Origin of the sequence: Paraburkholderia sp. (genome assembly GCF_050742655.1) — a bacterium.
GTDB lineage: Bacteria > Pseudomonadota > Gammaproteobacteria > Burkholderiales > Burkholderiaceae > Paraburkholderia.
This window is the reverse complement of record NZ_JBOIGG010000002.1, coordinates 168,936-192,572: the sequence shown is the minus strand read 5'-3', so window position 1 is coordinate 192,572 and position 23,637 is coordinate 168,936. Positions and strand designations below refer to the sequence as shown.

At 65.7% G+C, this 23,637-nt stretch carries 11 protein-coding genes; 9 read left to right on the top strand and 2 right to left on the bottom strand.

Features of this window, described 5'->3' with window-relative positions; genetic code table 11:
- The first annotated feature begins 111 nt into the window (after positions 1–111).
- The 9 genes from ACREXZ_RS03495 to ACREXZ_RS03455 all read left to right on the top strand — a co-directional run bounded on the left by ACREXZ_RS03495 (position 112) and on the right by ACREXZ_RS03455 (position 7,027).
- A complete protein-coding gene (locus ACREXZ_RS03495) occupies positions 112–312 on the top strand; it encodes a hypothetical protein (protein WP_431762639.1) in 201 nt (66 codons plus the stop codon).
- 142 nt (positions 313–454) lie between these two features.
- A complete protein-coding gene (locus ACREXZ_RS03490; RefSeq protein WP_431762638.1) occupies positions 455–1,024 on the top strand; it encodes a hypothetical protein in 570 nt (189 codons plus the stop codon).
- Positions 1,021–1,893: a type III secretion system inner membrane ring lipoprotein SctJ gene (gene sctJ / locus ACREXZ_RS03485; RefSeq protein WP_431762637.1), complete on the top strand. Its 873-nt coding sequence runs from the start codon at positions 1,021–1,023 to the stop codon at positions 1,891–1,893. Before ACREXZ_RS03490 ends, sctJ begins: the two co-directional genes overlap by 4 nt.
- A gap of 42 nt (positions 1,894–1,935) precedes the next feature.
- A complete protein-coding gene (locus tag ACREXZ_RS03480) occupies positions 1,936–2,652 on the top strand; it encodes a SctK family type III secretion system sorting platform protein (protein WP_431762636.1) in 717 nt (238 codons plus the stop codon).
- Complete coding sequence (gene sctL, locus ACREXZ_RS03475; protein WP_431762635.1) at positions 2,634–3,263, top strand: type III secretion system stator protein SctL; 630 nt, start codon at positions 2,634–2,636, stop codon at positions 3,261–3,263. Before ACREXZ_RS03480 ends, sctL begins: the two co-directional genes overlap by 19 nt.
- On the top strand, positions 3,260–4,618 hold the full coding sequence (locus tag ACREXZ_RS03470; RefSeq protein ID WP_431762634.1) for a FliI/YscN family ATPase: 1,359 nt from the start codon (positions 3,260–3,262) through the stop codon (positions 4,616–4,618). Before sctL ends, ACREXZ_RS03470 begins: the two co-directional genes overlap by 4 nt.
- Complete coding sequence (locus tag ACREXZ_RS03465) at positions 4,611–5,186, top strand: hypothetical protein (protein ID WP_431762633.1); 576 nt, start codon at positions 4,611–4,613, stop codon at positions 5,184–5,186. Before ACREXZ_RS03470 ends, ACREXZ_RS03465 begins: the two co-directional genes overlap by 8 nt.
- Entirely contained in the window at positions 5,180–5,983 is an 804-nt protein-coding gene (gene sctT / locus ACREXZ_RS03460; protein ID WP_431762632.1) for a type III secretion system export apparatus subunit SctT, read from the top strand. The genes ACREXZ_RS03465 and sctT overlap by 7 nt, the downstream gene beginning before the upstream one ends.
- Before the next feature lie 12 nt (positions 5,984–5,995).
- On the top strand, positions 5,996–7,027 hold the full coding sequence (locus ACREXZ_RS03455; RefSeq protein ID WP_431762631.1) for an EscU/YscU/HrcU family type III secretion system export apparatus switch protein: 1,032 nt from the start codon (positions 5,996–5,998) through the stop codon (positions 7,025–7,027).
- A gap of 37 nt (positions 7,028–7,064) precedes the next feature.
- On the opposite strand, the gene ACREXZ_RS03450 is transcribed toward ACREXZ_RS03455, so the two are convergent.
- Both ACREXZ_RS03450 and ACREXZ_RS03445 read right to left on the bottom strand, forming a co-directional pair.
- Complete coding sequence (locus tag ACREXZ_RS03450) at positions 7,065–8,132, bottom strand: alpha/beta hydrolase family protein (protein WP_431762630.1); 1,068 nt, start codon at positions 8,130–8,132, stop codon at positions 7,065–7,067.
- Between the two features lie 346 nt (positions 8,133–8,478).
- Positions 8,479–23,487, bottom strand: a complete 15,009-nt coding sequence (locus ACREXZ_RS03445) for an LWXIA domain-containing protein (RefSeq protein WP_431762629.1) — start codon at positions 23,485–23,487, stop codon at positions 8,479–8,481.
- Between the last annotated feature and the right edge of the window lie 150 nt (positions 23,488–23,637).

Below are 23,637 nucleotides of genomic sequence, written 5' to 3'. Positions count from 1 at the left end.
CCAGGACCGCACGCCGGTGCGCTCGTCGAGCGCGGTGGCAGGCGGAGCGGCAGGCGGCACGGGGCCGTCGGGCCGTCTATGTTGAAGCGTTAACCAACGAAGGAGTCACAGATGGCAACCGTCCCAACCGATCCCACCGCCGTTCAAGACCAGGCGAACCAACTGATTCAAGCGCAGGAAAAGCTGACCGAGATCCAGTTTCAGGTGCAAAGCTCGACGAGTACGTTCCAGACGACCGGCGCAGTCACGTCGGCAGCCGGGACGGCCGCGTCGCAGGCAGCAGAGCACATCGGTTCGGCTGGCCGCTCCTGACGCCGGGCGCTGGCCGCCCGCCTGTCGCAGTACCGCGACGCCGATGACGTGCATCGGCGGCGGGATTGTGCACGCGCGAGCGCGGCCGGCTACCCGACGTCGCAGTGATTCAGCACCGTGATTCAGACAAGGAGGACAGATCATGACTGTCTCAGGTGTCGCGCCGCCGTCGGCGGCCGCGCTCGCGGGCACCCAGTCCGCCGCGCAGGCCGCGCAGACGGATGGTGCACAACACACAGCACAGGTCCGGCAGTTCGACGGACTGATGCAGTCGACCGGCCACGTTGCTTCTGCCACGCCCGCGGCGTTGCCGCCGCAGACCGTGCAGCCTGTGCAGACCGCGCAGGCAACCCAGGCAACCCAGGCAACCCAGGCAACCCAGGCAACCCAGGCAACACCGGCAACGCAGCCCGTCACGCCAGCGTCTTCTGACGTCCGCATGACGCCCGTGGACCCGAACCATTCTTCGCTGGTCGACCGGCTGCGCAGTTTCACGAACGACCTCGACACGCGCTACTCGAATCTGCAGAAGCACCAGACCGAGATGCTCTCGTCGATGACGCAGAACGCCAACGACCCGTTGATGTCGATGGCCCAGGCAATGGACTTCCAGTGGAGCGCGACGACGACGATCTCCGAATACCAGTTGAGCCTCGCAGTCGCGCAGGCGACGAACGGGCTCACGCACTCGATTCTGAAGAATCAGGAATGACCGCTCATCGATCGATCCGCTGGCGCCGCCACGCGGCGCGCGTCGTTGTCATGGGCGCGCTCGTGCTGCTGGCCGGCTGCCAGAAGGAGCTGTACTCGGGCCTGAGTGAGGCGGAGGCGAACCAGATGATCGGCGTGCTCGCCGACGCCGGCATTTCCGCGTCGAAGGACAACGACGCGCGCGACACGTCGGATCGTCAGTCGTGGCTCGTCGAAGTCTCCGACGACGACATGCATTCCGCGCTGACCGTGCTGCATTCGAACGGCCTGCCGCACCCGCACTACGCGAGCATCGGCGAGCTGTTCCAGAAGCAGGGACTCGTGTCGACGCCTGCCGAAGAGCGCATGCGCTATCTGTATGGCGTATCGCAGGATCTGTCGCGCACGCTGCAGGACATCGAAGGCGTGGTGGTCGCGCGCGTGCAGGTCGTGATTCCGGAGAACGATCCGCTCGCGGACAAGATCAAGCCGTCGTCGGCCGCGGTCTACATCCGCTACCGGCCCGGCGTCGATCTTCGCGCGATGGCACCGATGGTGAAGGACCTCGTCGCGCACAGCATCGAAGGGCTGCAGTACGACAACGTGTCGCTGTTCCTGCAGCCAGCCGCGGAAAAACCGCTGCCCGCGAACGGCATCGGCAACGCACTGAACGACATCGTGCATCTGCGCTCGCCGCTCGGCTGGCTGGTTGGCGCGCTGGTGCTGCTGACGTTCATTGTGATCGCGCTGTCGGCGGCGCGGCGCGGGATGTTCGGACGGGGGCTTGCCGGATTGCTCGGCAGCGGTCGTGCGAATGGTGGGGCGAGTGGGGCAGGTAGTGGTGCGCGTAGCGGCGTGCGGGTTGCCGATAGTGCACGCGATGGTGCGTAGCCCGTACCCACCCCGCGGCCCGACGACGACGCACCCTTCGCGATGACACCCGCCGACCGTTCGCCCTCGCTGCCCTGGATGCAACCGCTCGAGCCGCCTGCGTCGCCGCGTCGCGCGACGTTCTACCGGATGGTGTGCGAGTTCAACCTGCGCCCGGACACCTATCTGCACGTCACGCGCGTGCCGGCCGCGTGGCCTGACGCGTACCGCTCGCTGTCGCGCTTCGGCGACGCGGGGCGGCGGCTGATCGCGCGGCATCTGCTCGATGCGCACGGCGTCGCACAGATCGCGGACTTCGACGCGGCGACACCGTCCGCGCGTCTCGCGCTGCTGCCGGGCGCGGCGCTCGAACAGCTTGCGTCGTTCGCGGGTTTGCTGCTGCACCGGAACTGGCTGCGCGACGCGCTGCACGTGCGTCGCGTGCGCACCGAGGTCGCGGCGAAGTTCGGTGCCGACGCGCTCGAACTGACGCTCGAACGCGCGCCGGAATTCGGCGTGCTCGGCGAGACGCTCGAACCGTGGCGCAACGATCCCGCGGTGTTGCCTCCGTTGATCCGCGCGCGCGGCGGTCGGTTGCTGGCGGATTTCGTCGCGGCGGCCGGCATGCCGGTCGAGCGCCGCGCGCGCCTGAAATTCAACCGCGCAATCGACGACGAAGCGCCTTATCTGCTGAATCATGCGCAGCGCGACCAGTTTGGCGAGCTGCTGTTTTTGTTCCTGATACCCGAGAGGTTCGCGGCATGGGACTGGCTTTTCTGATCACGAGCGACAACCTGCAGTTGCTGTCCGAGCGCAAGGTGCTCAAGGAACGCGAATACGCGGCGCTGCTCGATGCGTCCGCGGTGATCGCGACCGCGCGCGAAGAAGCGGAGCGCATCGTCGCGGCCGCGCAGCGCGAATTCGACGCGCGTCAGGCGGCCGGCTACGAGGAGGGACTCCGCCGCGCGCAGCGGGAATACGCGGCGCGAACCTACAGCCAGGCGCTATCGGCGGCGAAGACGATGGAGTCGATGAAGGACGCGATGGCGGAGATCGTCGTCAAGGCGGTGCGCGCGATCGTCGGCGAGATGGGCACGCAGCGTCTGTACGAAGCGGCGCTCGCGCGCATCATGCCGCTCGTACGCGACGAGCCGTTGCTGATCGTGCACGTCGCGCCGGGGCATCGCGAAGAGATGGACGATGCGCTCACGAGCGCGTTCGCCGGCCAGGTGCGGTCGCAGAAAATCCGTGTCGTCGAGGACGCGCAGCTTGCGGCGCGCGCCTGCATGGTCGAGACGCCGTCGGGCCGCATCGACGCGAGCCTTGACCTGCAGATCGACGCGCTGCGCCAGGCGATCCGTCGCGAACCGTTTGGCGGGGTCGCGAGATGAGTACCTACGCCGACAGTGACGACGAACCACTCGTCGACAGCGGGCGGCTGGTCGGCGATCTCGATGCGGGGCTCGCATTTTTTTCACCGGTGTCGGTGCAGGGCCGCGTCAATCATGCGGTCGGGCAGATCCTGAACGCGACCGGCATCCGCGCGCGGCTCGGCGAAATCTGCGAACTGCGCACGCCGAACCAGCCGACGCTGCTCGCGGAAGTCGTCGGCTTCTCGCGGCAGACTACGCTGCTCACACCGCTCGGCGACGTCGCCGGGCTGTCGCCGGAAACGACGGTCGTGCCGTCCGGTCGCGAGCACGTGTTTCCGGTCGGCGCGAACCTGTTCGGCCGCGTGCTCGACGGGCTTGGCCAGCCGCTCGACGGTCGCGGTCCGGTCAGCGGTGCGACGTGGGTATCGACGCAGCAGGCACCGCCCAACCCGCTCGCGCGACGGATGATCGACACGCCGTTCGCGACCGGCGTGCGCGTGATCGACGGACTGATGACGCTCGGCGAAGGACAGCGGGTCGGCATCTTCGCGCCGTCGGGGGTCGGCAAGAGCACGTTGCTCGGGATGATCGCGCGCGGCGCGAAGGCCGACGTCAACGTGATCGCGCTGGTCGGCGAGCGCGGCCGCGAAGTGCGCGAGTTCATCGAACACTCGTTGTCGCCTGAGGTGCGTGCGCGCTCGATCTTCGTCGTGTCGACGTCGGATCGGCCCGCGATGGAACGCGTCAAGTCGGCGCTTGTTGCAACCGCGATCGCCGAGCATTTCCGCGACGCGGGGCAGCGTGTGCTGCTGCTGGTCGATTCGCTGACGCGCTTTGCGCGCGCACAGCGCGAGGTCGGCCTCGCGAGCGGCGAACCGCCGACGCGCCGCAGCTTTCCGCCTTCGACGTTCGCGGTGCTGCCGCGGCTGCTCGAACGCGCGGGGCAGGGCGAACGCGGATCGATCACCGCGCTGTACACGGTGCTCGTCGAAGGCGACGAGGAATCCGATCCGATCGCCGAGGAAGTCCGCTCGATTCTCGACGGTCACATCGTGCTGTCGCGCAAGATAGCGTTGGCGAACCGCTATCCGGCGATCGACGTGCTCGCGAGCCTGTCGCGCGTGATGCCGCTCGTCACGAACGCCGTGCATCAGCGCTCGGCTGCCCGGCTGCGCGAACTGCTCGCGAAGTACCAGGAGATCGAACTGCTCGTGCAGATCGGCGAGTATCGCGAAGGCAGCGACCGGCTCGGCGATCTCGCGTTGCGCGCGCGCGATGCGCTCGGCGCGTTCTGCACGCAGCTCGCGACCGAGAACGTGTCGTTCGACACGATGCTCGCGCGCCTCACCCGTCTCGCGAACGATCATGTCTGAGATCGAAGAGATGCTCGCCCGGCTACGCCGCGTGCGCGCGCTGCGCTCGCAGCTCGCGCGGGTCGCGGCCGCGCGCCAGCAGGGCGTCGCTGCGGAGAGCCGACGCGTGCTCGACAACGCACGCCAGCACCTCGATCGCCAGGTCTCGGCGAAGGCTGCGATCCAGCAACGTCTTGCTGCTGCGGCTGAAACGACGGACCGCTCCGCACGCACACTGCACGAAGCCGCTGCGGACACGCGCACGATGAATCTGCAGATCGGTACCGCGAACAGCTCGATCGTGCGCGCGAGCGCGACGCACAAAGGCCACGAGACCGAACTCGCGCAGCGGCAGCGCGCGGTGCGGCGCGCGAAGGCGGCCGAGGACAAGCTGGAGAAAGTCGGCGAACGGACCCAGCGAGCGCTCACCGCGCGCAGCGAACGCGCCGACGACGAAATCTCCGACGCATACGCCGTACGCCGCTTCACGCCGTCCGACCCTGATGCATTCCATACGCCCACGCCGGACCCCGACGCCGACGACGATCAAGACCCCGCCGACACCTTCCGCCCCGACACCCGATGCTAGATCAGGCGCAGAACTTCTCCGACATCGCGGCTGGCGCGAAGCCGCTGCTCTACGTGATGCCGCGATTGTTACCGGTGATGCTGATCATGCCGGTCTTCAACGAGGAGATCGTGACCGGCCTCGTGCGCAATGGGCTTGCGGTCGTGATCGCGGCGTTCGTGTCGCCGGTGATCGACCCTGCGCAGATCGTCGACCTGCCGTTTCTCGTCTGGTGCCTGCTTGCTGCAAAGGAGGCGCTGATCGGCATCCTGCTCGCCGGCGCGATGAGCGCGGTGCTGTTCGCGATCCAGGGCGTTGGCTACCTGATCGACTTCCAGACCGGCAGCGGCAGCGCCGCGTTCTTCGACCCGATGGGCGGCCATGAAGGCGGCCCGACGTCCGGCTTCCTGAACTTCGTCGCGATTGCGCTGTTCGTGACGGCCGGCGGTCTGCAGATGATCGTCCAGGTGTTCGCGCAGTCGTATACGTGGTGGCCGATCGGCTCGCTGCTGCCGAATTTCTCCGAGGTGCTGTCGACCTTCATCCTGCGGCAGACCGATGCCGTGTTCGTGTGGATGGTGAAGATCGCCGCGCCGGTCGTGATTGTGCTGGTGCTGGTCGACGCGGGCATCGGGCTGATTGGCCGCGCGGTGCCGCAGCTGAACATCTTCACGTTTTCGCAGCCGGTGAAGAGCGCGCTCGCGATGCTGATGATGGCGCTGTTCCTGCCGCTCGTGTATGCGTCGCTGCACGATCTGCTGAGTCCCGACAGCGGGATGATCGCACTGCTGCGCGCGCTGCTGCAGCACGGCCACTGAGGGCGACCGGCGATGGCGGAGAAGAGTCAGAAGCCCACTGCGAAGCGCCTGCGCGATGCACGTGAAAAAGGCGAAGTACCGAAGAGCGCGGACACGATATCGACAGCAATTTTTGTCGGTATCTGCGTCGCGCTCGCCGCGGGCATTACGCAGATGTTCGCGCGGATCGACGCGCTGTTCCGTCTCGTGTTCGACGCGGTCGGCGCACCCGATCCAGGCGCGCGGATCGCGACGCTCGTCGACGGCGGCGCGCACACGTGGATGCTGCCGTCGCTTGCGTTCATCGGTATCGGGCTCGCGGTCGGACTGCTCTCGGGCTTCGTGCAGGTGGGCGGCGTGATGGCGTGGAGCCGGCTCGTGCCGTCGCTCGCGCGGATCAATCCGGCCGAGGGCCTGAAAAACCTGTGGTCGATGCGCAACCTCGTCAACCTCGCGAAGATGTTGCTGAAGACCACGCTGCTCGTCTCGACGCTCGGCTGGGTGATCTACACGTCGCTTGATCCGGCGGTGCAGTCGGGTTTCACGCGACCGCTGTCGATTCTCGCGCTGATCGCGCATCTGATGCTGATGCTGTTCGGCTGGGCTGCGCTGGTGTTCATCGTGATGGCGCTGATCGATATCGTGCATCAGCGCTTCGAGTTCAGCCAGAAAATGAAGATGTCGATCGAGGAAGTGCGGCGCGAATACAAGGAAAGCGAAGGCGATCCGCACGTGCAGTCGCGGCGCCGGCAGATCGCGCTCGAAATGCAGCTCGCGTCGCTGAACGACCGGATCGGCTATGCGTCGGCGGTCGTGTATTCGTCGCGCGTCGCGGTCGCGCTGTACTACGGCGGGCTTGGCACGCTGCCGTGGGTGCTCGCGCGGGGCGAGGGCGAAGCAGCCGAGCGGATCGTCAAGCTCGCGCAGGCGGGACTGCGACCGACGCTCGCGAATACCGGGCTCGCCGAGGCGCTATACGACGCGACGCCGGAGAACGGGACGATCGGGCAACGCCACTTCGACGAGGTCGCGCGGCTGCTGAAGTGGGCGAAGGGCGCGGGCTAGGCGGCGCCGCTCGACACCTGGCCTCAGCGTCAGGGCGCTACGGTGCAAGCTGCTCCTTGAAGAAAGCGAGCACCTGGGCATTGAAGTCGGCGTGAAAGGCGACACGGTCGAAGCCGGGCGGATCGCTGCAAATCTCCGGTTTGGCTTTGAGCAGAGCCGATGAGCACGGCAGAAGAAAGCCGAAGTGCGACGCATTCGGTACCGTGTGAAAGTCGGGCGGGTCGGGCAGATTGTGCGCGACGGCGGCCACGCTTTCCGGTGTGACGCCGTCGCCACCGAAGGCCGATGACCAGAGTTGAATCGGGATCGTCACATCCTTCAATCCCTCAGCCGTGAAGATCGGGGCGAACGGGTCGGCAATCACGGCTGCGTCTATGCGGTCGTCGTGAACCACGGGCGCGGCAAGCAGTTCCTTGAAGCGCTGGTGGAGCTGCTGGCACGCCGGGCCCTCGGGTGCAGTCACGCAGGGCGACGACGGCGGAGGCCCCAGCCGTTCGAAATCGGGATCGGCGCCGGCAAGGACGAGGCCGGTATAACCCCCCCTCGAGAAACCGTAGAAACCGATGCGGTCGGCATCGAGTTTCGCGTGCCCAGGCCATTTATCGAGCATGTAGTCGAGCAGCCGGCTGACGTCCATCGGGCGGGTCGCGAAGGCGAGAATCGTGTCGTCGGGGCCGCCGCGAATCCGGTAGTTGTCGTTCGAGTGATTGACCTCGGCGACCACGAAGCCCGCATCCGCGAGTTTTTCCGCGGTGTCGTGCTGATTCAGGAAAGAACCGCCATAGCCATGCGACATGACGATCAGCGGCAGTTGCGCGCCGGCGAGCGGGCAGTCGCGGGTCGCGTCGATGACCGTCCGGTCGACCGCGATTTTTTCGGTGGGGGCGTCACAGGGCGTCCATACGGCGCCGTATAGCGCGGGACCATCCTTGTCGGCGGGTACCTGGATCAGATCGAAACCCGCGGCGTGCGCAAGACTGGCGCAGAGACCGAGCGCGATCGGGAAGAGATGACGACGTAAGCTTGAGAAGCGAGTGCGCTGAAACATTCCTCGTACCCCTTTCAGTTTTTGTTTGCGGTGCCTTTTGTGCAAGACAGCCTGCATGACATATCGACTACCTGCGGTTTCTCTCCGGCAATCGTCAACTCGCTGCGGCTGCCGTACATCTTTGAGAACGAACCGGCGATCGACGGGTTGAAACGTATCACGGCGCTCTTGTGAAGTTCTTGCGGATTCTGGCCGATGACGTGGGATACGTAGAGGCCGGAAAAACGGTTTGATCGCCGGCGGCATCGCGAAGTATGCGCCTCCTGGCGGAGCGGAGGAACGGCGCGACGTTTTGAAAGAGGAACTTCGTCGATGCGGCCGACCGGCAAGATCGGCCGCGCCGCTTCGAGTAAGCGGCGCGGTTGCTGAAGCAGGCAGAAAGACAGCGGATAAACCGATACCCTTAACCCACGATGATCGACTGCCCGCTGTAGATCAGGCCGGGATTTTTCGCGGCCTGCGGATTCAGCTGCAGGATTTCCGCGAAGGCCACAGCTTCCTGCTTGCCGGTCGACATCTGCTTCTGGTCGGCAGCGGAGACGTGCGCGGCATCGAGGAGCGACTGACGATGACTGTCGGCGATCGCCCACAACGAATCGCCGTGTACCACCGTATAGGTTTGCGGTGGATTCGACGGCGCGGTGGTGGAGGTCGATCCGGGCGCGGGCGTCGTTGCCGATCGGGTCGGCGTTGGAGTGGGCGTGGCGGGCGTCAGTGGCGTAGACGGCACCGCTGGGGTCGACGGCAGGCCTGTCGTCCCCGGCTGCAGATGCTGACCATTGTTGTTATTGGTCTGCGGCGGTTTCGGCGTATTGCTGTTCGGGCTGGATCCGTTTCCTGAGAAGAAGCTCGAGATCGTGGTGCCGAGGAAGATACCGACCGGCAGTAGCGCGAGCACGGTCGGATAGCGGTCCATCCAGCGGGTCGCGTTCGGGAAGTGCGTGTGAATGCGCCCCGCGCCGAGCAGCGTCGACGATGCGAATGCAAAACCGGCGAGCACGGGATGCGGGCTGAGTTCCGCGACTCCGCTTGCGACGCCGGCCAGCGAGCCCACCACGTCACCGTTCGCGCTGAGGACGCGCACAGTACGGCTACGGGTTTCGATGTTCACATCGTGTGCGTTGTGGAAATAGATGAGGCCCGTGTAAGCCGCGGTGAACGACGCGCCGACCGTCGTCAACGCGGACGACAGCGCCGGATGCGCGACGAACGACGCCAGGTTCAGCGTAATCGTGCCGCTGTAGCCGACCAGCGCGAGACCCCGGCCGAACAGGCCGATCGAATGACTCGGACTGCCATGGTGCAACTGCTTGAGCGAGCTGCCGCCCACGACGCCTTGCATCTGTGCGAGCAACTCCGCAGCGATGGCCTTGGTGTGGTCGGCGGCATCGCTGAACGGAATGAGTCCGGCTTCGTTCGCCGCGCGCAGTTGCGCGGCTTTGGCCTTGCCTTCCTGCGCGAGCTGCGACAGTTGCAAGACCCGCGCACTGTCGAGGCCGTTCGGTTCCAGTTGCGCGCGCAGCCCGCGCTCCAGCCGGTCGACGACACTATTGAATACGCGCGGGTCGCCGTTCTTCAGGCTGGCAACCGCACCCTGGTGCAGCGCCTGGAACACGCGCGCCGCGCGGGTCCCGACGAAGAGCGACGTGGTGGTGTGGCGCAGGCCTTCGGCGCTAAGCACATGCGCCCACTTGAGCGCACTGGACGCGACCGCTGCCGACGCCGGGCCACCGGCCCCGGCCAGCAAAGCGATACGCCGCCGGCTCTGCGGGCTGCCGGCAAGCTCTTGCACGCGCAGCGCATTCAGCTCGGCAGCTGCACGCACCTCGTCCGGGATTGCCTCATGGTCGAGTTGCGCCGCGAGCTTGCGGACCGCGCCGATCGGCTTGCCTTCTCTGAGCAGTGCCGGATCGGCGACCACGGTTTCCCAGTGCGCGTACGGATCGACGGCGCCGGTCGATTGCGTGCGTACCGGTGTTGCGTTGACATGCGCGCCGATCTCGTTCATCCAGTGAGTCGCAAAATTGCGCGCCAGTCGTTGCGTGCGATTTGCCGGTGGATTCTCGCTGTCGAGCCAGATCGGCGACGCATATTCGATCGTCGCCTTGCGCGCGCGATTCAGGAACGCGGTCGTATTGCCCTCGTAAAGCTGCGAGCGCAACCCATCCAGCTCCGCGGGCGTCATACCTTCGGCGCTGCCGATCCGCTGCACTTCGTTGAGCAGCAGTTGATGCTGGTCGGCGAGACGCTGTGGACTGATCCGGTTGAACACCCGTGTCAGCGCATCCGAGCCGTGCAGCCGCGCAAGCTTCGCCGGGTCGTCGTGATACTCGACGATCAGTTTCGCAAGCGCTGTCGTCAGATCCTGATTGCCGATAAAGTCGGCGCCGTGCGTGCCGTACGACAGACCCATGTGAACCCACTGCAGTGCATCGCGGTTGAGCACGGCGTCCAGCAGTTGCGCGTGGCCCGGGCCCGGCACCGACTCCAGCACCGCGTCCCAGCCGGGGAAGGTCACCATCACCGATGGCGCCGCACTGTCGGGATGATCCTTCGCCCATCGTTCGAGCGCGCCGAACGTACGCACGAAGTCGTCGTAACTGTCGTTGGTACCGGCGACGAAGCGGTGGTCCTTGTTCGACACGAGCGCGCGCGCGGGCGCGACTTCGAGGCGGATCGCGAAGCCCGACTTCACTGCTTCATCGAGCCACTTGTCCAGATGCTGCAGATCATCGAGCGCAAGATCCGGATTGCCCGAGCCGGGCTCAGCCTTGATGATGCCGTTGCGCCCGTCGAACGTGGCTTTCCCCTGGTCGCCGAGGGCCTTCACTTCGCGCAGGAACTCGGGAGCATGCGGCTTGCCCTCCGCGGCTGCGAGCGAATGCGGATCGACCACCAGCGTGACCAGCGGCATCACGCCGCCGTTTCGCTCGATCTGCGCGGTCATTAGCGCGGGATCGTCGCGCAGCGTGAAGGAGCGCGCCATCGGCACGATGCGATCCTGCAACGCCGCGTCCGAGCGCGCGAAAAGTTGCGTCATGCGCTTGTCTGCAACCTGCGCGGCGCTGAAGCGGTGCGACAGCGCGCGGTTCGGAATCGGCGCGTTGCGCGACGGCATGCTCGAGACATCGCGCGCGAAATAAAGCTTGTTGCCGAGACCCTTCCACATCACCACGTCGGCCATGACCGCCTGCAGCTCGCTGTCGAACTGAAGCTGACGTTCGTCCGGTCCGCCGCTGCGTTCGTTGAACGCCTTGATACGGCCGATTTCGGGGAACCACTGCTGCAGGTCCGCTGCACCGAAACGCAGCGTCGACTCGATCTCCGTGGTCGCGGCCATTGCAGGTTGATAAGGCTCGATCTGCAGCGGGTCGGGTGAGCTTTTGCTGCCCTTTTTCTGCAAACTCTGGGTCAGTTTTTCGATCAGGGCGTTCGCTTCCTTGCTGCGCTTTTCGATCACTTCCGACAGCTGTTGCAGCGGCGTCGTCTGCTGACTGCCGCCCATTGTCTGTTGCCACTCGTCGAGCGCCTTCACGCTTGCGCTGGTCGCTTTGAGCGTAGTGGCCTGCGTGTGCCGGAAGAAGTCACGCGGTTCGAGTCGCGTCAGCAGAAAGTGGACGTTCGCGCCGTGAGGACCATTGCCTACCGGCATTGCATCGAGTGCGATGCCGGGCTGGTCGGGTTTGCTGGCCTGTTTTTTGTCGGCAAACCAGCGCGCCTCGCCGTCACGCATCGCGATGATGCCGGCCGGCTTGTCCAGGGTTTTGGCGAGCGGCCCTTCGGTGTCGTACACGTAGATGTAGTGCTCGTCGTCGAGCGCGTTCAGGTCGATCGCGCGCAGCAGATGCATCGTGTTCTGGCCGCTGAAATCGATCGCGCTCAACGGTTTTTCGGTCGAAGGCAACAGGTGAGGCTCGATCAGCGGATTGCCGCTGTCCGGTTCCGTGGTGCCGCTCTTGCCCGGCAGATGCGAAAGCCCTTTGCGTGTGATCTCGCCGACGTGGCCTATCTCGGTCTGGGCAATATCGCCGGCCTTGAGGCGCGGTTTTTCTTCGACACTGGTCGTGTCCTTGCTCCCGGCCGGCTCGAAACCACCGACGCGCGACACGTCCGAGGGTTCGACGCTCGTCACGAGGAATTTGACGCCACGCTTTCCCGAGGGCCCATAAGCAATCCCCGCTTTGTGGCGGCGGAACGCGAGATTCAGGTCGTGAGGCTCGATTTTCGTGTCGGCGAGCGCGGTTTTTTCGGTGTACGTCCACGAGTGATCGGTATTGCGCACTGCGTAGCCAAGCACCTTGCCGGTCTTTTCCTCGACCGCGTAGATGATCTGCCCCGTGGGCGCTGCCCTGGCGGCCTGTTGCGGACGCTTGAACGAGGTCGCGTCGGTGAGCGTGCCGATGTGCTCGACGACCTGCGCATCGATGGGGTTGCTGGAGGGTTGCGCCGTCCACGATTGCTTGCCGTCCATCGACTCGATCTTTACCGCGCCGCCGAAGTGCGCGAGTTCCTCGACGGGCACCGGCGATACGTAGAAGTCGTATCTGGCGCGCAGCTTCCGGCCTGCCGGATTGGGATCCGTCAGCGCCTGCGTCAGCTTCGATGGCACGCCCTTGCCGGTCATCAACGACTGCGGCGTGCCGAGCGCGCCGTGCTCGTCCGTTTCGACCGTGGTGATGAATACGGGCTGTGGATGTTCGGCATCCGGGGCGGGCGCCGGGATGTGCTCCGCGACAAGAATGTGTGCCCCTCTGCCGGCGTTGGCTGCCAGCGCGGGGAGCTTCGGTACCTGCGTGCCGTCGATGCGGCGCAGCGTGCGCAGATCGTGGCTGTCGAGCCACGTCCCGGCGCGTTCCTGCGTGATGACGACGGGCGCAGGAGCGGACGTTTGCGCAGGGGTGCCCGACGTCGGGGCCGGTGTCGAACTGGCGTGCGGATCGGGTGCCGGGTCGGCTGCGCCGGCTATCGTCGGAATCGGTCCACGCTTGCTGAAGCCAACCGAGCGCGCGCCGGTGGGGAACACGACCTCATGCTCCTTCGGCAGGCCGGAGTCCAGGGCTTCGATCAGATGCAGCGACGTCGCGCCGGTCTCGGGATCGGTCATTTGCGCCGCGAACATGTCCTTGCCGGCGGGTTTGACGATCGTGCCGTCGGGCGTATCGAAGTGGAACTCCGACGCGATGTCGTAGCCGAGATCGGACAGGCGATGCATCGCGACCGGCGTGCCTGCTTCGACCGCGGCGCGGTTGGCCGCCGTGCGCGCGTTGAAGCGATCCAGCGGTGTCGCATCGGCTGGTAACGCAGCGACAACGGCCGCTTCGTCGGGCAATGCGTCGGTCCTCATGAACACGTAGCGGGGCGGCGCGCTGTTCTGTTGGTGGTTGGCGAACGCATGGGCGAGCGCGTCCTGCGAGATGTTCCCGGTGTCGCCGTCAGCGCTGTGATGACCGGCTGGATCGGTAGCGTGCGCGTCATCGCCGACTTGCGCGCTGAAGCGGAAATAACCCGCTTCCGGATCGAGCTGCATGATGTCGACGCCAGGGGCGGAGAGATCGATGCCAGTGTCCTTTCCCGTCATGAACATCGCGCGCGGCTGAGTCATGCCGCCATCGACGAACGCCTGCAGCGTCGCGTCGATCACGGCGTGCGGATCCGCTTCTTCGAGAAAGCCGCTCGGCCGCTCGAGACTCACCGTGCCGCCCGGACGCGTCACGCGAGCGACGTCGCCGAGCACGCCCGGCCGGTCCGCGAGCGCACTGGCGAAGTCCGGTGTGAGCGATACCGAGTCGAACGTCGCATCGGGGATGCGCGAAAAATCGAAGTGCGGATCGCCGAGGGGCAGGTTGCGTACCTGCGGCGTCGGCGGTTGCTGGGGCGCTTGCCCAGAGGCCGCATCGGTTGCGTGGGAGGTACGCGGACCCGCGCTGCCGGTTGCCGGGCGCGCGCTACCGCGCGTCCATGCCGGATCGCCGTCAAAGGCCTGCATCGGCCGACTGTCGCCGGTGAATTCGCCGGTGGCCAGCTTCGTTTGCCGGACGGTCATCGTGCCGTCCGGCGACACCATCAGGACGTCGGGCGGCGCCCATACCGTGCTGCGCTGTCCGTTTATCTCCGCGAGGCGCTGCGCGAGCGCCTGCGCAAAGGCCCGATTGCTGGCGGCTACGTGCGACGAGCCGCCCGCGCGCAGCGGGTCGCTCCGGTTCGAGCCCGCGTAGCACGAGTACAGCGTGACGTCTTTCCCGTCCGCAACCAGCGGTGCGATCTGCGCGGCCACTTCGTCGACGCCGATCCGCTGACCGTCCGGGCCCTGCATCTCACCGGGCGAGATACCATGACCGAAGACGACGTGGTGATCCGGCGGCGACATCAGGCCGCTGCGGCCGACTTGATGCAGCGGGTCGGTGGGCGGCATCAGCAGCGTATCGGCTGGCCGCAGAAAATCGGGGTACTCGATGGCCTTGAGGCCGGTCACATCGGTAAAGCCGTATTGCACGATCGATCCGCGATCGCCGGCGAGCGTCGTGACGATGCCGCTACGGTCGCCCAGCAGTTTGCGGTGCGTATAGGACTTGCTGTTCGTCGGATACGTCTTCTGCGTTTTGGGCTCTTCGTTGTCGGCTTCGCGCTGTTCCCGTTGGGCAGCAGTGGTGATCCCGTCGGGTTCGAAGACGAAGGGTTCCAGTGCGGTGCCCGGATTCGCGACGGGTCCCTGCGCGCCCAGCGGACCGGCGGCGGGCTGGGCAGGCGCCAGCCGGTTCACGCCGGGCTCGGGGGGAGGCGCGGGCGCATGCGTTGCGCGGGGCGCCGCGCCGTTGGGCGCCTGCCGCATCGGCGACACGCGTTGCGGCGAAACGGGATCGACCTTGCGCCAGCCCTCGGCGTCGGTCGCGCCGCGCCGTCCGTAGACCGGCGCATGCATCAGATCGGCGAACTCCTGCAGTAACGCCGGATCGGCGCCGCTGCCTGGACCGTCGAGCGCGATGGTACGACCACGCACGTAGTTGCGCTGCGTCGACGCGTTAAAGGCCGCGGCCATCTCGTCCGCGGTGGCGGGGGTGCCGCTGTGCGGGTCGACGACTTTGCCGTTGCCGGTCGGCACGCTCCACAGATAGACGCTTTGCGGCGAGCGCGCCTCCTGTTGCGGGCGCGGGCCGGAACCGTCCCAGACCTGATCGGCCGGACGCGGCTCGAAGTTGCTCCAGTCGATAGGACGATCACCCCACGGGACGAGCTTCAGTCCCGGCCGGAAGCGAATCACACGAGGGGGTTTGCCATCGTTGAGCGACGTATCGATCACGCGGCCCCTGGCGTACGCACCGGGCGTGATCGCGATGCCGGTTACGTAGCCGCTCTCGAAGTTGACGCTCCCGATGTTGCCGTCCGGGTTGGGTGCCATGGGTATTTCGACAAGCCCGGTCGCACCGTAAACGTCGACGCCCAGAATGCTGGCGAGCTGTTGCGCCAAGGGTACCGCGCGCATCCCCGCACCGCATGAATACAGAATGACGGGCGATTCGCCGTCCCAGCCCGCATCGCGGATGCGTGTCGCCATCTCGGGCGCATCGAAGGCCATGTTGTTGGAATCGGCAAAGGCATCGGTCCATGCGTGCGAATACACGGCGAAATGACCCGGCGGCACCGGCAGCAGGGGCCGCTCGCCATTGCTAGTCTGGTTCTCTGGCTGACTTTGAGTGTCCGAGTAGATCGCGAGATCCGCCTCGCGGCGCGGGTACGCGGCCCACTGCGTCTCGATGTGCTGCGGCAATGTGTTGATCGCGTCGATGTACCGATCGTTTTCCACGCGAATCAGCGGCTTGCCAGGCTCGAAATTGCGTGGGTACAGAATACGCAGTTCGTGCTGGAACCCCGGGTTCAGCACGAGTTTCAGCTTCGGCTCCGGCTTCGACTTCGGCTTCGAATTGCCGGCGTCGGGCATGTCACTCTCAACGATCGCCCCGGGGCTCGCCGAGCCGTCAGGTTCCAGCGCGTTGGGATTGCCGGCGTCGAGCACGTAACGACCAACGATCGCGCCGGGGCTCGCGGAGCCGTCAGGTTCCAGCGCATTGCGATCGACCAGCGCGATGCCATAGTGGCCCGAGACCGCTCCTTTAAGGCCCATATCCAATGCGTCGAGCAGGCCCGCATAACGGGTTATCTTCAGGGTCGGTGTGTAGTCGCCTTCGGGGTTCTGCGCGGCAAGTGCGTTGTCGTGCGCGACCGTGTTGAGATCATCGAGGTAATTGCCCGGTTCGCTCGGCGGCAGACCGTGTTTTTCTGGCTCGCGCACGCTGTCGCCCGCTTCGCCGTGCAGCGCGTAGATGTAGTACTCGACGCCGTCGAGCCTGCTGCCGGTTGCGGTCGCTTCTTCGATCACCTGTAGCAGTACGCGCGGATTCTCGCGGACCTCCGCGGGCACCGTCCACGCGGCCCGTTGCGGTTGGGTGAGCGCGGCGTCGGTCAACGGTTGGGCAGCGGGTAGGGTGGGTGGGGTGGGCGCCGCCTGCACTTCGTTGTCGGGAGGCGTATCGCCGTCGGCGGGCAACGTATTCCCGTCGACGGACCCGTCATTGGGTGGGGCCAGCCGGTACTGGGCACCGGAAGTCTGCGTGGGTGTGGTGCTGTGGCCGGTCGTCGAGCGCGCGAGCCGCGCCTCTGCAAGCGCGATGTAGCTGTCGATACCCCGCAGGGTCGATTCTTGCGGTGGCGTGTTCGGGACGATTTTTTCGACGTCCGCGATATCGAAGGTACCGTCCCCACGCACGAGAAACTGCAGGTCCTTGATGTCGACCTGCTGGTCGATGAGCCAGTTCTTCGTCGCGGTGAGGCTCTCGATGCTGCGCTGGTTGAAGAGCGTCGTGTCGAAGACCGGTACGTGGGTGCCACCAACGTCGATCATCGAGGCTTTCAGCAGCACCCGGTCCGCCGAGCGATAGGTGTCCATCACCAGCGCGTCGAGCCCGTAGACGCTCGTCATGCCGTCGATCTTCGCGAAGTGCGGCGCGCCCAGCGTCTGGAGCTGCTCCGTCGTCGCAATCATGTCGGTTGGGACGTCCCGCTTGAAATGGATGCCCTCGCCCGGCATCGGCGGGATGTCGCGATAGACGATAAGCGTCTTGTTGCCGAGCTGGATCGCAGTCTTGAAGACGCCCATGCCGCGCAACTGGCCGAGGTGGTCTTCGGGCGAGATGAGCCGGCGCGAGCCGTCTTCCCCCACGACATGGAACGTGTCGTTTGCCGCATCGAACTCGACCGGGCCTTCGAGGTTGCCGTGCGTCGGCTGTGGAGTCAGCGCCTCCCATTCGAGCGGCGCATCGGCGCGCGTCGCGAACACGGGCAGGCCGGTCACGTTCGCGAGGGTCTGCGCGTGCGCGAGCGTCGTATCGCTGGGCTCGCTGAACGGTAGCGCGATGGATTCGCTGACCAGGCCCTCACGATCGAGGTAAAAACGGTTCTGCAGCACGAACGCATGAACGCCCATCGTGGGCAGTTCGTCCGCGTATTCGAGCCACGTTGGATAGCCGAACGGCGAACTGGCGAGCGCGGCATCGAGCCCGGGTTCCATCGCGTCGAAGTCAACGGGCGGGTGCTCAGTCGCAGCGGACAATTCGAGCCCCTCGGGAGGCACCACAGGGTGGCCGCCGTCATCCACGTGGCCGCCGTCATCCACGTTGCCGCCGCTTTCCGTCCCGGGCGCCGGCATCGTGCGGCCTGCATTTTTCCCCGTCGCTTTTGCCGCACCATTGCCGCCCGCGGCGTGGCGTGCATAGGCGTCGTTGTAGAACCCGGTGTAGGTCTGGTCGACAGCACCTGACACCGGTGCGTCGGCGAACGCGTCCATCAGGTGCCCGACGGTTTCGTAGTAGTCGCTCTCCGGTGTCCACTTGTCGGCCACACGCTGGATCGCTTTCGGCAGTTGCACGTACCTGGCGATGTCGCCGCCGCCTGCCATGTCGATCTCGTAGCGCGCCTCGAACGCGTTGATCTGCGCGCGTGCCTCTGCCTCGAGCGCCTTGCGCGTGAAGCGACCCTGTCCTTCGCTGTAGTCGAAACCGCGCAAGCCCTGGACTGCTTCGACCGCGTGCTGCGCTTCGTGGGCGAGCGCGTAGGTCATGGAGCCGGGTTTGCGCAGGTTGCCGTCGATGGTCACGCGTTTGCGCTTCGTGTCGACGCGGCTGCCGTCGCCTTCGCGGCCCATCTTCACGCGCCAGCCGTTGTCGTTGAGCATGCGCAGCTGTTGCGACAGCGTGCCGGACTGTTCAGCGAGCGCGCTGACTTCGTTGGGCAGCGGCGCGCCGCCAAAGCGCATCTGCAGGCGCGTGAGCAGGCCCGGCGTGCCGGGGGTGCCCGCGGGCGTCTCGTCCATCTGCGGATGGGCGAACGACATGCCCTCGTCCTTGACGCCTGCGCGCGGGGCGGCCTTCTGGCCACTCTGCGTTTCGTATGCCTCGTCTGTTGCGCGCTGTTGGGCGGCGATATTTGTCGGGTCGCCGTCGGTCGTGCTGCTTGCGTCCTTCGGCACATAAAGGCCGTTGGTATAGGCGCCCGATTCGCTCGACGCGAGCGGCCGTTCGCTCGCCGGTAGCATGCCGTCGTCGGGAACCAGCAGGCCGCTGCGCGATACCACGAATGCGCTGGGCGCGTTCGTCGCCGTGAGCGGCGCGGGATCGAAGCGCACGAAGCCGCCGTTCGCGGTCCCTGCGCGCGCGGTGCCGTCCGCTGCAAGCGCGCCGCTCGCGGCGACGAACACCGGCGTGCCCGTGGCGTTCGCGAGCTCCGCTGCGCTGCCCGCTTCCGGGCTGCCCTCGATGAAAACGATCGGCTGCCTTGACGACGTACCCGGCGGGAGCAGCGAAGGTGCGGCGGCTTCCGGTGCGATCGCTTCGTTCACTTCGTTTGCGCCGTTCGACAGCGGCCGTCCGTCTGGCCCGAGCAACGTCGACGGCTGCGCTTCGTTATTGCGCACGACGTACAGCGTGCGGCCATCGACATCCTGCGCTTCGATCGTCTGCGGCGTGCGCTGCGCAGGGCTGCCCACGGGCGCCCCGATGTCGCTGTCGACGTTGCTGCGCTCAGGCGGCGCTTCGGTTGCATTGCGTACGGTCCATGCGACGCGCTGCTGGACGGTCACCGGCTCGGGCGTTTCCGCGCCGCCGTTCCTGAATGGATCGTTCATGGGGCGCGGTGCGGTCGCGTTCTGCTCGCTGTCGTGGCGGACCGCGTGCACCGACAGGACGATGTCCTGATCGGCCTCCTGACGGCGCTGGCTTACCTCGGCTGTGCTTTGCAGTTCGTCGGAGATGACGCGCGCCGAATTCGTCATGATCTCGGCGAGTGTCGATATCGCGTTGCGCGTCGCCTGCTGCATCAGCGGATCGGCGGTTTCGTCGAAGACCGACCTGGCGGGGCGCGGCGCTTGCGTGGTCGTGGGATCGACGGATTGATCGAGCGTCGATGGCGACGCGCCGGCGTTCCTGCCAGCCAGCTGCGAGACGGTCTGCGCGATCTCGTCGGGCGTCTTCACGTTGGCGGGATCGCTGAGCGACAGATTGCTCGACAGTTCCAGATTGCCGGACTCGTCGACGGTGAGGTGAGCGTCGGTTTCGATCTGGTTGACGGAGGGCTGGCCGCTCTCCGGGTCTTTCGCGGGATTGAGGATCGTGACGTTGCCGTCGCTGCCGAGCACCGCGGTCGGACCTTTGGGCATGTATTCGCCGGTAGGGTCGTCGGGGTTGCCGCCAGGCTGCTCGCGCACCGGGATACCGTCGTAGGTCAGCACCTGGCCACCTGCGCGCACCGTGCCGTCAGGGTCCACCGTGACGGGGTCGTTGCCGGGCATCGCCGCATTGCGGTTCACCGTCGGCATGCTGGTCGTGTTCATGTCGGACGACTCGGCCGGCTGGACGGTCTGCGGCGTCACGCGCGGGGGCTCGGAGATACCGAACGCGGCGCGGATCGGCGCTTCCATCATTTTCGATCCGAGCCCGGACTGCGCGACGCCGAGGCCGAAATTGAACAACGCCTGGGCGCGCTGGGAACCCGACATCGAGTCCCAGTTCTTCACCAGCGAAATGCCCTGCTCGCCGCTGAGGTCGATACCCGACGCGCCACCAATCAGATTGAACGGGCGGGCCGTGCCTCCGAACGTCTTCGCAGCGCCATCGAACGCCGTTGCTTCGTCGGCAAAGCGCGCATCGTTGCCAAGCGACGTCGACACGGCATCCACCGAACGCAGCAGCGACGCGCCATCGGAGAGCGTCTTGGCGGCGACGCCGAGGCCACCCCCCAGCGCGCCCGTGCCGCTGCCGATCAGACTTATCCAGTCGGAGCGCGCCGCCGCGTTGCCGAAGCCGATCGATTGTCCGTGCGCACGCAGATTGTCCAGATCGCTGATTGCCGTCGGCACACCCACGGCCATGCCGGTACCGACCGCGGCCCAGGCCGCGCCCAGCAGAGCATCGACAGGGGCACCGACACCGCTCGCGAGCAGCACTACGCCGCCGACTGCCGCCGCAACGCCGATCGCTCCCTCGCCCCATTGTTTGATATGGTCCCACTCGGTCGTGATGTGCGCGGCAACCGACTGGTACTGCACGTGTCCTGCAGCCGACGAATCGATGCCCAGATCTTGCGGCACGTACAACTGACCGTTATCGGACAGAGCGTTGTTGTGCTGGAAGTCGCTCAGGTCGTTGTATTGCCAGCCGCGGTCGTCGACATAGGTGAACGTTTTCGGGTCGTTCTTGTTCTGTACCTTGAACAGTGCGCTCGGACTGGCACCCGAATCTTTCGACACATAGTAGATCGGCACCAGTGTGACGACCGGATGATCGCCACCCACCGTGCGGATATGATCGGCCACCGTGTTGATCAACGAGGTGGCGGCCTGGTTCTGCTGATACAGCGACTTGCCGCCGTTGAACGATGGGTTCGAGACGATCAGCTGTTCGAGCATGGCCATCGACGGATTGTCGTTCGCATCGGTCGGCACGAGCGCCGGATTGTCCGGCTGGATGCCAATCCCCGCGCCGATGAAGCTGTCCAACTGGGGCGAGCCCGCGGTGAACTGATGCGCCTTGTTGTCGTAGTTGGTTTTGAAGTCGTCGAAGTACGGTTGCAGCGATTGTGCCGGATTCGACTCGAACAGCTTGTAGCTCGCATCGGCATTCGCCTTTTGCCGCGAGCTCTGCACTTTGCCCTCGCCTTGCGAGAGCATCAGCTGGAAATCGTTCGCAAAGCCGATCTGAAAACGCGGGCTGCTCTGCATCTGCGTGAGCAGGGTTTGCGACAGCGTTGGGTCGAAGCCGCTGCTGACCGTATCGCGAATGCTGTCGAACCCGTACGACGTACTGTCGCCGCGCAGGATGTAGATCATCGACTTCGCGCGGCCGTTCTGATTGAGCAACCACGATGCGACGTCGTTTTCCCGATGTACCTGACTGCCGTCCTTGGCCGGCGGCTGCAGGTCAGCGAGTCCCACCGCTTTGCTGAGGCCCTTGTAGAAATCGACGCCGCGCTGAAAGGCGGGTGTCCCGGTATTCGACGCCAGCCACTTGTCGCTGAAATTGTTCTCGACGCTGTTGATCACCACGTTCGCGAACTCGGGCGGCGCATTCGCGAGGATGCCTTGCATCCATTTGCCGACCTTGTCGGCGTTCATCGTGTCGTCGTTGAGCGCGCGCACGCTGGCGGGGTCGTTCGCGGTCCTGTCCGGCGTGACCATCAACTGGTCGGTCTGCGTCTTGACGAACGCCTCGTTGAAGTGCGGCGAGCCGGCCTGATCCCAGATATTTTTCCGCTCGTCGGGCGAAAACGCTGCGTCCATGTTGGTTTTCAGCACCGCGAGCGCGGCGTTCGCGTTGCCCGGGTTTTTCATCAACGCGTTGACCGTGTCCTGCGTGTATTGCAGGCGCACGGCCGGCGCAACGCTCACAAGCGTCTGCATCTGAATGAAATCGGGGCTCTTCTGGTCCGCGTACTTCATCGCGTACTGGAACACGCCTTGGTTGAGCTCGCTTAGCTGTGGCTTGGTCAGGTGCGCCGGATTGACGTCGACGCCGGTCAGCTTGACGAACGCATCCGCCAGCGGATTCTGCTGCGCGAGCACCCTCTCGGCGTCCGATATGTCCGTCGCTTTCGGATCGACCGTCTTCCCGGTTTCCTGCAAGAGCGCGAACGTGACCGGATCGGTCTGCGCGAGCAGCTTCATCTGCGGCGTGAGCGTCGGGTCGTTGGGATCGACGTTGGCGACGTCGCGCTGCAACCGGCTCTGCGCGGCGACCGCGTCGATCAGGCTGATCTGCGTGCCGCCGTTGCCATCGGGCGTCGGGGACGAGAACCAGTCGTTCTGATGCTGCGTCTTGAGGAGCTGAGTCGCCTGCGTCTGCTCGTCTGGCGTCACGGAGGTCAGCGCCTTGTCGTTGCCGGCCAGCACCTGGTCATGCTGATATTGAGCCTGCGATAGTTCCTGAATGACGTCGCTTTCATCGGAGCGCCGGATCTGGATTGGTTCTTTTTGCCATGCGGCGTAGCCGGCCTTTGCGTCCTTCAGACGCAAGGTCGCCGCCTGGACGTTGAATTCATGCAGCAGCGCGCCCTTCAGGCTGTCTTGAGCGTTGCTCGCGTTCTGGTCCGCTGCCGTTGCGTCCTGCGTGAGGCTGCTCGGGGATTCCTGCGTGTTGGCCGCCGCAGCCGCCTGCTTCTGCTCGTCGGGCGTGACGTCGGTCAGCGCGCTGTCGTTGCCGCCCGTCACCTGGTCATACTGATATTGAGCCTGCGATAGTTCCTGAATGGCGTCGCTTTCATCGGAGCGCCGGATCTGGCTTGGTTCTTTTTGCCATGCGGCATAGTCGGCTTTCGCGTCCTTCAGACGCAAGGTCGCGGCCTGAACGCTGTACGTATCCAGCGTGTTCTTCGCAGTCTGGGCGTTCTGCGCAGCGAGCCCGAACTGGAAGGCCTTTTCGTTCGTGTTGTGCACCTCGGGCGTCTCCGACGAGACCGTCGTCTGCGCGCTCGTGATGACATCGCTGAGTATCGGATCGTTCGGTGCCAGCGCCTGTATATTGGTGGCCGCTGCCGCCACCGCCTGCTTCGCATCGCCGCCGCCATCGATGCTCACGCGCATCTGGTTCTCGACCGACGCCTGCACCGCGCCCCAGGCGGTGTTCGCTTTATCGGTTTGCGCGTCGATATCGGACTGACGTGCACCCTGGTCGTACATCTGCTGGAGCGTCGTCATCTCCTGCTGCGCCTGCTTTAGCAGCGCGGCGGTCTCGGCCTGGGCTGCGGCGAGCGCCTTCTGTTGTGCAATCTGGGCCGCGGTCGGTGGAGCCGCCGTCGAGGTCGGCTTGTTCTGATTCGCGGGCGGCGGGATATATGCCGGGCCACCGCCGCCGCCAATTGCCATTAATGTCATCGCCGTTTTCTCCACGAGCCTGCGCCGCATGGCCGCAGCGCAACCAGTCTGCACTGTGCAATGGAAAATTTTGCCGCCGGGGGATGGCTGTGTCGGGCTCTCGTCTCGTAGTGGTTGCACACATGTGCCGAGGTTCGCACCGTGGTTCTA

Bases quoted from the DNA above. Each gene is read 5' to 3' on its own strand.
- ACREXZ_RS03495 (WP_431762639.1), top strand. From the start codon at position 112: ATGGCAACCGTCCCAACCGATCCCACCGCCGTTCAAGACCAGGCGAAC.
- ACREXZ_RS03490 (WP_431762638.1), top strand. From the start codon at position 455: ATGACTGTCTCAGGTGTCGCGCCGCCGTCGGCGGCCGCGCTCGCGGGC.
- sctJ (WP_431762637.1), top strand. From the start codon at position 1,021: ATGACCGCTCATCGATCGATCCGCTGGCGCCGCCACGCGGCGCGCGTC.
- ACREXZ_RS03480 (WP_431762636.1), top strand. From the start codon at position 1,936: ATGACACCCGCCGACCGTTCGCCCTCGCTGCCCTGGATGCAACCGCTC.
- sctL (WP_431762635.1), top strand. From the start codon at position 2,634: ATGGGACTGGCTTTTCTGATCACGAGCGACAACCTGCAGTTGCTGTCC.
- ACREXZ_RS03470 (WP_431762634.1), top strand. From the start codon at position 3,260: ATGAGTACCTACGCCGACAGTGACGACGAACCACTCGTCGACAGCGGG.
- ACREXZ_RS03465 (WP_431762633.1), top strand. From the start codon at position 4,611: ATGTCTGAGATCGAAGAGATGCTCGCCCGGCTACGCCGCGTGCGCGCG.
- sctT (WP_431762632.1), top strand. From the start codon at position 5,180: ATGCTAGATCAGGCGCAGAACTTCTCCGACATCGCGGCTGGCGCGAAG.
- ACREXZ_RS03455 (WP_431762631.1), top strand. From the start codon at position 5,996: ATGGCGGAGAAGAGTCAGAAGCCCACTGCGAAGCGCCTGCGCGATGCA.
- ACREXZ_RS03450 (WP_431762630.1), bottom strand. From the start codon at position 8,132: ATGCAGGCTGTCTTGCACAAAAGGCACCGCAAACAAAAACTGAAAGGG.
- ACREXZ_RS03445 (WP_431762629.1), bottom strand. From the start codon at position 23,487: ATGACATTAATGGCAATTGGCGGCGGCGGTGGCCCGGCATATATCCCG.